At 43.3% G+C, this 11,153-nt stretch carries 11 protein-coding genes; all 11 read right to left on the minus strand.

Annotated elements, in window-relative coordinates; genetic code table 11:
- Positions 1-85 precede the first annotated feature (85 nt).
- Positions 86-1,132 carry an L-threonylcarbamoyladenylate synthase gene (locus M3200_RS03410; RefSeq protein ID WP_022382134.1) on the minus strand — a complete coding sequence of 349 codons (1,047 nt, stop codon included), beginning with the start codon at positions 1,130-1,132 and terminating at the stop codon, positions 86-88.
- A gap of 2 nt (positions 1,133-1,134) precedes the next feature.
- A complete protein-coding gene (prmC, locus tag M3200_RS03415) occupies positions 1,135-2,004 on the minus strand; it encodes a peptide chain release factor N(5)-glutamine methyltransferase (RefSeq protein ID WP_022382135.1) in 870 nt (289 codons plus the stop codon).
- The gene (gene prfA, locus M3200_RS03420; protein WP_022382136.1) at positions 1,994-3,076 is read right to left on the minus strand and encodes a peptide chain release factor 1; all 1,083 of its coding nucleotides are present in this window, start codon (positions 3,074-3,076) and stop codon (positions 1,994-1,996) included. Before prfA ends, prmC begins: the two co-directional genes overlap by 11 nt.
- A 186-nt stretch (positions 3,077-3,262) precedes the next feature.
- Positions 3,263-3,514, minus strand: a complete 252-nt coding sequence (locus M3200_RS03425) for a type B 50S ribosomal protein L31 (RefSeq protein ID WP_022382137.1) — start codon at positions 3,512-3,514, stop codon at positions 3,263-3,265.
- Positions 3,515-3,648: 134 nt separating this feature from the next.
- Positions 3,649-3,981: a thioredoxin family protein gene (locus M3200_RS03430; protein WP_022382138.1), complete on the minus strand. Its 333-nt coding sequence runs from the start codon at positions 3,979-3,981 to the stop codon at positions 3,649-3,651.
- A 12-nt stretch (positions 3,982-3,993) separates the two neighbouring features.
- Positions 3,994-5,409, minus strand: a complete 1,416-nt coding sequence (locus M3200_RS03435; protein WP_022382139.1) for an Rne/Rng family ribonuclease — start codon at positions 5,407-5,409, stop codon at positions 3,994-3,996.
- A gap of 5 nt (positions 5,410-5,414) precedes the next feature.
- A complete protein-coding gene (locus M3200_RS03440; RefSeq protein WP_022382140.1) occupies positions 5,415-6,140 on the minus strand; it encodes a TIGR03936 family radical SAM-associated protein in 726 nt (241 codons plus the stop codon).
- Positions 6,106-8,001: a TIGR03960 family B12-binding radical SAM protein gene (locus M3200_RS03445; protein WP_022382141.1), complete on the minus strand. Its 1,896-nt coding sequence runs from the start codon at positions 7,999-8,001 to the stop codon at positions 6,106-6,108. The genes M3200_RS03440 and M3200_RS03445 overlap by 35 nt, the downstream gene beginning before the upstream one ends.
- 9 nt (positions 8,002-8,010) lie before the next feature.
- A complete protein-coding gene (gene rodA / locus M3200_RS03450; RefSeq protein ID WP_022382142.1) occupies positions 8,011-9,126 on the minus strand; it encodes a rod shape-determining protein RodA in 1,116 nt (371 codons plus the stop codon).
- Between the two features lie 6 nt (positions 9,127-9,132).
- A complete protein-coding gene (locus M3200_RS03455; RefSeq protein WP_022382143.1) occupies positions 9,133-9,996 on the minus strand; it encodes an AAA family ATPase in 864 nt (287 codons plus the stop codon).
- A partial coding sequence (locus M3200_RS03460) for a penicillin-binding transpeptidase domain-containing protein (protein WP_288178112.1) occupies positions 9,996-11,153 on the minus strand: 1,158 nt, incomplete at its 5' end. The genes M3200_RS03455 and M3200_RS03460, both read right to left, overlap by 1 nt.

Below are 11,153 nucleotides of genomic sequence, written 5' to 3' on the forward strand. Positions count from 1 at the left end.
TTAAAGGTGTTCAATTTGAACTTGCAATTTTAGCACTTAAAGCTTCATTCAATTACCTATTAAGTGTATACATAATAATTTTATATTAAGTTTCTTTTTCCTCGACCACGATATGCCCGCCTGATGCTTTTTTCAGTCTGTTCATGATGGCGCGGCCTATACCTGCCTGATCTGTTCCTTCACCGTATATCTGCTCAACAGGCTGCTCATTGAAATATAACAGCCCTGTGAATAAGTTATGTGCGAAGCTTTCCTTATCCTCTCTTTTGCCCCAGATATAGCAGATCGCATCTTCAGGAAGCATCTTAGCCGTTTCTTCACTGACAAAAAATCCGATTTTACTTACATCTCCTTCATGAACCTTTTCAAGGATTTTAGCGGCTGCAGAATCTCTGTCTCCTGTGTATACAGTCAAAGGCGCTTTCGGCGCATAGTGCCTGTACTTCATGCCCGGTGCTTTAGGATGACCTGTATCAACAATCAGATTGCTGTCCATTCTGGCGGGTCCTATTTCCTGAAGCATTTCAAGCGTGATGCCGCCGGGCCGGTAAACAACGATTTCTCCATTTTCTACACCGATAATGGTAGATTCAAGCCCTATGTTGCATGGACCATCATCCACTACAGCACTGATTCTCCCATTCATATCATGGAGCACATCATCTGTTGTTGTCGGACTGGGCCTTCCCGAAATGTTTGCACTGGGGCCCGCAAGAGGAACACCGGCTGCCTTAATAAGGGCTCTTGTCGCAGCATTCTGCGGGCACCTTAATGCAACTGTATCAAGACCTCCGCTGGTTTCTTTCGGAATGATATCTTTCTTCGGAAAAACAATCGTAAGCGGCCCGGGCCAGAACTTCTCCATTAATTTGTTTTCTATGCTTCCTACATGCTCTACATATTTTTCTACTTCATCCCTGCCGGAAACATGTACAATCAGCGGATTATCGGATGGCCTTCCTTTTGCCGCATATATTTTTTTCGCAGCATCTGCATCCAGCGCATTGCCGCCAAGTCCATATACTGTTTCCGTTGGAAACGCAACAAGTCCGCCCTCTCTTAATATTTTACCTAACTTGAAAACTTCTTCTTTATAATACGACTCATTTACATGAATTCGTTTTGTATCCATTTTTAAAACTTCTTTCTGCAATATATAGCTCTTTCTATACCGCCGTAATCCTTTATGACTTCGAAATCCTCAAATGAACCGCTGTCTTTCAGCATATCCAGTATTGGCTGCGTCTGCCCAATGCCATATTCAACAGCCAGAAAACCGCCTTCTTTTAAATGATTTGCCGCTTCCTTGGCAAGCTCTCTGTAAAAATCAAGGCCGTCTTCCCCGCCGTCTAATGCAATTCTGGGTTCTCTCTGTACTTCAGGAGCCAGTCCTGAAATATCCTTTGACGGAATGTACGGAGGATTGCTCAATATGCCGTCAAACAGCTCTCCTTCTTTGAGCATTGTCAGGTAATTGCCCAAACGCCATTCCACGCGGTCTTCCATTTTCAGCTGAATTCCGTTTCCCTTGGCAATTGCAAGCGCATCTTCAGATATATCAATACCGACACCATGCGCACCTTCGCAATAGTAGAGGAAGCTAAGAAGAATAGCTCCGCTCCCCGTCCCAAGATCAGCGACAAACAATTCAGGATCATTTCTATGATACTGTATGACCTTTTCAAGCCAGGTTTCCGTATCCTGCCTTGGAATCAATGTATTTTCACTCAGCTTGAAGGTGAGCCCCATAAACTCCTTTTCACCCGTTATGGCTGCTACCGAATATCCTTCAATGCGCTTTTTGATATATCCGCGATACATGGCCAGCTCATCCGGATTGACGATTAAATCAAAATTAGTATAGAGATAAATGCGTGATTTATTCAGCACATGGGCAAGAAGGATTTCCGCATCAAGACGTGGCGATTCTATATGATGGTCTTTAAAATAATGCGTTGTCCATGTTATTAATTTATTAATCGTCCATATTGTATTACCGGCCACTGGAATCCCCTTCCTTCATTCTTCGCGACAGGTCTTCCTCGATGAGCCTGTCAAGTATCGCGTCCATGTCACCATTTAAAAAATCATCCAGCTGATAGATGCTCATATTGATTCTGTGATCGGTAACACGTCCCTGCGGGAAATTATATGTACGGATTCGTTCGGAGCGGTCTCCTGATCCAACCTGATTCTTCCTGTCTTCTGCCTCTTTGCTCTGGCTGTTCTGCAGGGCCTGGTCATATAATCTGGACTTAAGAATCTGGAGCGCCTTTTCCTTATTCTGTCTCTGGCTTCGTTCATTCTGACAGGTAACAACCATGCCGGAAGGAATATGCGTAATACGGATAGCCGAAGATGTCTTATTGATATGCTGTCCGCCTGCACCTGAAGAACGATATACATCTATCCTTAAATCATCACGTTTTATGTCGATATCTACATCCTCAGCTTCTGGCAGAACTGCCACGGTGACAGCAGAAGTATGCACTCTCCCCTGACTTTCCGTCTCAGGAATTCTCTGTACTCTGTGAACACCACTTTCAAATTTAAGAATGGAGTAAGCGTTCTTTCCTTCAATCGTGCATGTTACTTCCTTAAATCCGCCCAGATCGGTTTCGTTAGCACTTGCAATTTCTGCCTTCCAGCCCTTTCTCTCAGCGAACTTCAGATACATCTTTAAAAGATCTGCAGCAAAAAGCGCTGCCTCTTCACCGCCTGTTCCGGCTCTGATTTCAAGAATGACATTCTTGCTATCATTGGGATCCTTTGGAATCAGCAATTTATGTATTTCCAAATCCAGTTCATCCCTGCGTTTTTCGCTTTCCTTAAGTTCTTCCTTGGCAAGCTCATGCAGGTCTGATTGTGATTTATCTCCAAGAATTTCCAAAGCCTCTTTCGCCTGATCCAGCACTTCTTTATATTCTCTATATTTAGAGACGACTTCTGCCAGCTCAGAATGCTCTTTTGAAAGTTCTCTCCATTTATTTTGGTCGGCTATAACAGAAGGATCACTCAGCTGGTCTTCCAGTGAAATAAACCTGGCTTCCATTTTATCCAACTTATTGATCTGCATATTTCAAAACGCTCCTTCAAACTATAAAAATAAATTCATATCAGGATGATGACAGTCCATTTCATCCCATTCTGTTAATAAACTATATTGTACAGTATAACAGAATATCACTATGAATAACAAAGTGTGCAGGCATTCCATCCCTAAAAAATGAAATTAAAAAACAGGGCTTCATAGCCCTGTTTCTTAGTCTGATGTTTTTCCGTAACGTTTGTTGAACTTTTCGATACGGCCGCGAGCCTTACCGAAACGCTGCTGTCCCGTATAGAACGGATGAGATTTGCTGCTGATATCAATATTGATCAGCGGGTATTCATTTCCATCTTCCCATTTAACAGTCTGGTTAGAAACAGCTGTAGAACGAGTCAGAAAGGAATAGTCAGCACCGATATCGCGGAAAACGACAGGATGATAGTCCGGATGGATGTCCTTCTTCACTTAATTGCACCTCACTTCAAATACATAGATAATTCTTTGTTATTATATCAGAAGAAATCTGGCAATGCAAGGAAAGGAAATAAAATAATATTCCATTTCTGCAATAAAATCAGCTTGTAAGACCGGCTCTTCGTTTACTGGCCGTCCCTAATGATATTAGCTATTTCATCAACGAACTTGGCCTTCTGACGATATCCAATGATCCTGCCGATTTCCTTCCCGTCTTTAAACAAGACAAAAGTCGGAATGCCGACAGTCTGGAATAAATCAGCCAGTGCTTCCTGTTCTTCTACTTCTAATCTGCAAAAGGAAATTTTGTCTTTAAACTTTTCTTCAGCAAATTTCAAGGTTGGTTCCATGACCTGACAAGGACGGCACCATGCAGCCCATAGGTTCAAAAGGACATATCCATCCTTCTGATAAACTTCATCTTCCAGATTTTGCTTTGAGTGAATATCTACAGCCATAGTTTTCCCCTCTTATCTTTCTGACAATATACTATATACCCCCCATTTGAGACTATCATCTGCTTCCAGTTTAACCGGCTTATTAACAAGTGTCTCAAAGTTAGTTATATTATCCTTTATACTTATAAAATCTGCAACTTCTTTATTACATACTATTGTAATTCCTGTCTTAATTCCAGTCCCTGATTTCCTTTTTTGAAGATCATGGTAGATAGAACGGGCAATCGATTCAGGAGAAAGTACTATCCCCGTACCATGGCACACCGGACACGCATCAAAATAATTTTGCCAAAGTCTCTGATTGGTTCTCTTCCTTGTTATTTCAACAAGGCCAAGCGATGTGATTCCGCATACAACGGCTTTGTTATGATCTTTCTGAAATGCCCGCTTCAGCGTATCAAGCAGTTCATCCTTCTGCGATTTCTTATTCATATCAATGAAATCAACGAGAATGATTCCTCCGATTTCCCTAAGTTTGATTTGTCTTGCAATCTCAACAGCGGCTTCCTTGTTGATCAGGAAAGCCGACTCGCTGTGAGGGATTCCATTCCCTTTAAAGGATCCTGAATTAACATCAATGACGGTCAAAGCTTCGGTGTAATCAATAACAAAGTAAGCCCCGGATTTTAGCTCGACTTTTCGGTCAAACAGCTGCTCTATCTGTTCTTCGACATGAAATTTCTCAAGTAAAAGCTCCGGTCCATGGTAATAATGCAGCCTGTCTTCAAGACTGTTGGGTTTCTTCTTTTCTAATTCAGAAGCACGGTCAAAGGACTCCTCATCATCAATAAAGAACGATTCCACATCATCATTCATGTAATCTCTTATCCCCTTGACGATAAGATCGCTTCCTCTGTATAAAAGCACCGGTCCCCTTTCCACTTTGGATCGTTTGGAAATAATGTCGAATATATGATCCAGATACTCGATTTCCTCTTTAAGTACATCCTCTTCGACGTTTGCAGCCGCAGTTCGTATAATGATACCCTTGCCATCCGGACGCACAGATTTTACCCAGCTCCTCAGGCTGCTTCTGCGCTTTGTATCTACAATCTTCTTGGATACGCCAACATAGCTGCTATTTACAAGCATAACAAAATACTTGCCCTGTATGCCGATTTTGCCGGTCACTAAGGGGCTTTTGGTTTCCGTACTGTCTTTTTCGACCTGCACCAGAACAGTGCTTCCTTCGGTAATATTTGTATCCGCAGGCAAATCTCTCTTCCTCAGAAACGCATTCCTTCCAATACCGATATCAATAAAATATCCGTTTATAGAAGGAACTGAATTTCTGACGATTCCTTTATAGACTCTTCCGACTATATCCAAATTATTATTACGTTCGATCTCAAGATCATTTAAGATACCATCATCAAGCGCGGCAAATATCTTTTCATCCGGCTCGACATGAAGAAGAATCTGTCTCATTTATATTACCCTTTCGAATAAACTTCAATAAATTCAGGATCGAATGGTGTCTTTCTCTTCTCCCCGTCGCGCTGATAGGTACCTGCCCTTGAGCATATAAATTCATCATTGACCCAGGGAAGGCCAAAGGAGTCCGACAGCATTTTCCAGATATCCTTAGGCTGCACGGTTCCCGTAGTGCTCCTGACCAGGGAAAAGGTAAGGTAAGCCCTGTTATTCCTGATGCTTAAGCGGAGAGGTTCAAGAATCATAGGTTTTACATCCATCTCCCTGACTTTCTTAGGAGTTACTCTTTTATAAATAAAAGAAGATAAATCATTGAATTTCTGGATGCCTGCTTCGGCTTTGGCAGCGTCATAATCTTCATAAACAGGGCCTTCCATCTGATATACATCTTCGTTGAAAATCGCGGAAAGCTTGGGGCATTCTTTTACGACGGCAATGATTCCATTAATAGAGATTCCTCCAGGCAGCTGGCTTGTCAGGCTTGACTTAACTTCATCAAGAGGAACTTCTCTTTCAAGATCCATTTCCATATAAAGAGGATCCGCAGTAACCCCTACGCCCAGCGCAGAGTCCATTGATATTTTCATGTGCGGATTGAATCCTTCTGAAAATGCTACCGGAAGGCCGGATCTCATAATGGCTCTTTCCATAGTTCTTAAGTAATCCAAATGCCCCAGAAATCTCAGTTCCTCACCTTTGCTTATAGATAAAAACAGCCTTATCATTCCAATTCTCCTCTTTATGATCAATCAATGCTACGTCAAGTATCGGGCAGACTGCACAGCCATTGCATGCCAGATGCCTGCAGTCGTGTGTGAGAATGCCCTTCTGTGCAAGCTTCCATTCCTTGCGAAGATAATCTTTTGTTACTCCGCAGTCAATATGGTCCCAGGGTTCAGCTTCATATTCATCCCTGTCTCTGGCAGCGTACTGATCCGGATCGACTCCGCACTCTTCAAAACATGACATCCATTTATCGAAATCAAAGAATTCTGTCCAGCTGTCATATTCACAGCCCTTCTGCCAGGCCTTGAGGATAACCTGATTAAGCTTCCTGTCACCTCTTGCAAGAACGGCTTCCATATAGCCGGTCCGTGCGTCATGGTATGCAAACTTAATATGTCTGTTGGTAAACAGGCTCTTTAAATATTTCTGCTTTCTTTCTATTTCTTCTACGCTACACTGAGGCATCCACTGGAACGGAGTAAAAGGCTTTGGTACAAAGCTTGCAACGCTGACAGTGATTCTGCACCCATACTTGCCGCGTATCTCATGATACAGTTCATTGATCCTGTTTGCTAAATCAGCAATCCCCTTCAGGTCTTCATCAGTTTCTGTAGGAAGACCCATCATAAAGTACAGCTTAACGCGGTCCCATCCATTTCTGAATGCGTTTGAACATGCTCCCATGATGTCATCTTCGGTAATGCCTTTATTAATTACATCGCGAAGCCTCTGTGTACCGGCTTCCGGTGCTAAGGTAAGACCGCTCTTCCTGACCTGCTGCACCTTTTTGGCAATATCGACGGAGAAACTGTCGACACGCAGGGACGGAAGGCTTACGCTGACTCTCTTGTCCTTGAAATTATCCATCAAATGATCGACCAGTTCCGGAAGGCAGGAATAATCTGCCGAGGACAGTGACATTAAGGAAATTTCATTATATCCGGTATTCTTAATCAAAGTATCAGCAATTTCCTGAAGCTTTTCCTCACTCTTTTCCCTGACCGGCCTGTAAATCATGCCCGCCTGACAGAAACGGCAGCCTCTGCTGCAGCCTCTGAACATCTCAAGCACAGCGCGGTCATGGACAATCTCGATATGAGGAAGTATCGGCTTATCGTCTACGATAACATGATCGACGTCTTTTATGACTCTCTTTTCAACAGGAAATTGTGCCGATGGATCAATCGGCTTTATGGCTCTGAATATGCCATTTTCGTAGTAAGAAGTTTCATACAGAGAAGGAACATAGCATCCCTTGATTTCAGCCAGTCTATGAATGGCTTCCCATCTTCCGCCGGGTTTATTTTCTGCTTTCCATTTTTTTATGACTTCAACCATTTCCTGAATGGCTTCTTCTGACTCGCCGATAAAAAATACATCGATAAAATCAGTCATCGGCTCAGCATTATAAACACAGGGGCCTCCGGAAACAACAATAGGATCCTCATCTGTGCGGTCTTTGGAAAGCACTGGGATTCCAGACAGATCGATCATATTGAGGATGTTGGTGTAACACATTTCATAGGGCATTGTAAGACCAAAAACGTCAAAGTCTTTAATCGGCGCTTTGGATTCCAGTGCATAGAGAGGTATATTTCTTTCTCTCATCATTTTTTCCATATCAACCCATGGTGTATAGACTCGTTCAGCCAGGGCATCTTTTCTGGAGTTGATGACGCTGTAAATGATTTTCAGCCCTAAATGGCTCATTCCGACTTCATAAACATCAGGAAACGCGAGAGCGACCTTTACATCCACGTCTGCATGATTTTTCATTACACTGTTCCATTCGCCGCCGACATATCTGGCTGGTTTCTGGACATGCATTAACCAAACTGGATCTATTTCTACTCGATTCATTTTCTTCTCCTAGTCAAACATTAACTTCTTACGTCTTAAATAAATGTTCATCAAAATACCAACGCACAGCAGATTCATAACTAATGCACTGCCGCCGTAACTCATAAAGGGCAGAGGAATGCCTGTAACAGGCATGATTCCTAACGTCATTCCCACATTAATAAATACCTGAAACAGCCACATCGAAAAGATTCCGCATGCCAGAAGGCTGCCAAAGGAATCTCCTGATGAGCGGGAAATCATAATCGTTCTGTAAAGCAGTACAAAATACAGGAATATGACAAAGATGGCACCGATAAATCCAAGCTCTTCCCCAATAACAGAGAAAATAAAATCCGTATGATTTTCCGGGAGGAAGTTCAGCTGGCTTTGCGTCCCTTCAAAAAGTCCCTGTCCCAAAAATCCGCCGCTACCGATAGATATTTTGGACTGGATGACATGGTAACCAGATCCGTACGGGTCAACACTTGGATTGAAAAGAACCAGAATTCTCATCTTCTGATAGCTGTGAAGAACGAAGAACCAAATTACCGGAAACATGACAACTAACGCAATGAGCGCTCTTTTTACAAGCTCCATCCGGAGTCCGCAAATGTAAAGCATGCCGAAAGCAATCGCGGCAAAGACGAGACTCGTTCCCAGATCCGGCTGGATAAATATCAGTATTGTCGGCAAAAACATCATGCCGGCAACCGGAATCAGACTCTTCCATGTTTTAAACCCTGTATGGTTGGTAGAAAGCAGGCGGGCCAGACAGATAATCATGATCAGCTTGGCAAATTCTGAAGGCTGAAGTGTAAAAGGTCCGATCTGGATCCAGCGCTGCGCCCCCAGGGCACTTGTTCCGGCAAATTTTACGATTAAAAGCATGACTGCATTAATGATATATAATGCAGGAACCAATCTATATAATTTCCTGTAGTCGAAATAAAGCGTTCCTGCGGCAATACAGATTCCGCCTACAAGAAAAACGCCTTGTTTCATAACAAAATCATATCTGCCGGGATAATCAGGAATATTTGCATGTGTAGCACTTGCAATGATCAAAAGGCAGATGATGCCCAGTCCAAGAACCGTCAATAAAAGCGTACTGTCAATACGGCGCCAATAATGAATCAAATTCAATACGGTTCATCTCCTTCTCCGCCATTTGTAAAACTGGCTTCCTGAGTTCCAGGAAAGCCCAGGCTTGTTAATAACAGGAACCAAACCAGCGCTCTTATTCAAGATCTCATCAGCTTCATTGTCACAGCCCCGGATAAGCTTTGACCAGACACTTAACGGAAATTCCTTCCCTTCAATGACTGATCTGTATACGTAATCAACCGCTTTTCCAAAAGGCCCGTTCGGCTTTAAATCCTTCAGATTTCCATGACCTGCAAGACGAGCTGCTTCTACAGAAAAAGGAATCACTCCACCGAAATACTCCGAATCGATCGTTTCGAGCATTTCCTGAAAGGATGCCTGATTCTGATTGGAGAACGAAAATTGATTCATCACATAAGAGAAATCAACTTTGGGCTTAATCATTTGAGCGGCCTGGTCAGCCGTCCGTCTGGATGCCCACGAAGGAGCCACAACGATCATAAACTTATCTGAAACATCTGCTGCGAACTGAATTCCGCTCCCTACTCCTGCAGGGCAGTCCAATAAGATGAAATCATAATCATCGCCGGCATCATCAAGTATGACACTGATAGCTGCAGGGAATATTTCATCCCATGTTTCTGCCTGTGCTGCGGGAATAAAGTCAAGATTTTTGCTGACAGAAAGCTTTACATCATTCATGAAGCATCTGCCTTCAGCCAAATCTAAAATATTATAGAAGCATTCATTTTCCAAACCAAGAATCAAATCCATGTTTCTTAAGCCCATGTCTCCATCTATGAGCAGGACTCTGTAACCTTTATAGGCCATGACTATCCCCAATGAGGCTGTCAAAAGCGTCTTGCCTACCCCGCCCTTTCCGGAAGCTATAGATAAGACTTTAGACATTAGGATTTACCTCCTGTCCCGGAATCCTTAGATGCAGCTGACTTAGCATATTTTCCAAAATGGAAGTATGCATCCATGATTTCCTTAACCACTGGTGCTGCAGAATCTGCACCAAATCCGCTGTGTTCAAACATACATAAAACGACAATTTCCGGTTTGTCAAATGGAGCATATGCTACAAACCAGCCATTATCCAGACCATTCGTTTCTGCGGTTCCCGACTTCCCGGCAATGCTTACCGGATAGTCATGGAACAGCATCCCGCCGGTACCGTCTTTGGACATAACCATCCTTAAACCAGTGTGGATATCGTCCAAAGTTGCTTTGGATACAGGAAGCGATCCGACACGCTTAGGAGAATAAATCTTTAAAGGAGAACCATCCAGCTTATCAATACGGTTTACAAGATACGGCTGATATTTGAAGCCGCCGTTTGCAATGGACGAATAGACCATGGCCATCTGGATTGGCGTAGTCAATGTATAACTTTGCCCTATAGCAGCATCCATTGTTTCGCCCAGATACCAGTCCTGATCAAAGACTTTCTTTTTATACTCTTCACTGGCAACGTTTCCGTCAGCTTCACCAGCAAGATCTATCCCAGTTGGCTTGCCTAATCCAAACTCGCGCGCCATCTGGGATAACTTATCGATTCCAAGGCGGCGGCCCATTTCATAGAAATACACATTATCTGATTTTTCCAGGGCTTCATAAAAATCAATCCACCCAAAGGCTTCGCCCTGCGCATTCCTTTTATCTACAAGCCAGTGCTTGCCGCTGTCAAAAATCCTCTCTGTCGGCGACATGACTTTTGCTTCCAGCGCAGCCGCCCCCGTAACGACCTTGAACAGGGATCCGGGAGGATACATGGATGCAATGGTACAGTTCTGCATAGGATGATTTTTATTATTAATAATCTGATTCCAGTCAGCAGTTGAAATTCCTTTGCTGAAGCGGTTCGGATCATAACTTGGTTCGCTGACCATAGCCAGTACCGCGCCGCTGTTAGGATCAATCGCTACAGCAGAAGCTCCCGTTGCATAAATACCTGATTTAGCCAGAATCTTGACCTGGGAATCAATCGCATCCTCTGCAGCTTTCTGCAGGTTGGCATCAAGTGTCAATCGGATATTGTTTCCGGAAACGGCAGGGGTACC

Origin of the sequence: Dialister sp. CAG:357, assembly GCF_000435155.1 — a bacterium.
Classification (GTDB): domain Bacteria; phylum Bacillota; class Negativicutes; order Veillonellales; family Dialisteraceae; genus Dialister; species Dialister hominis.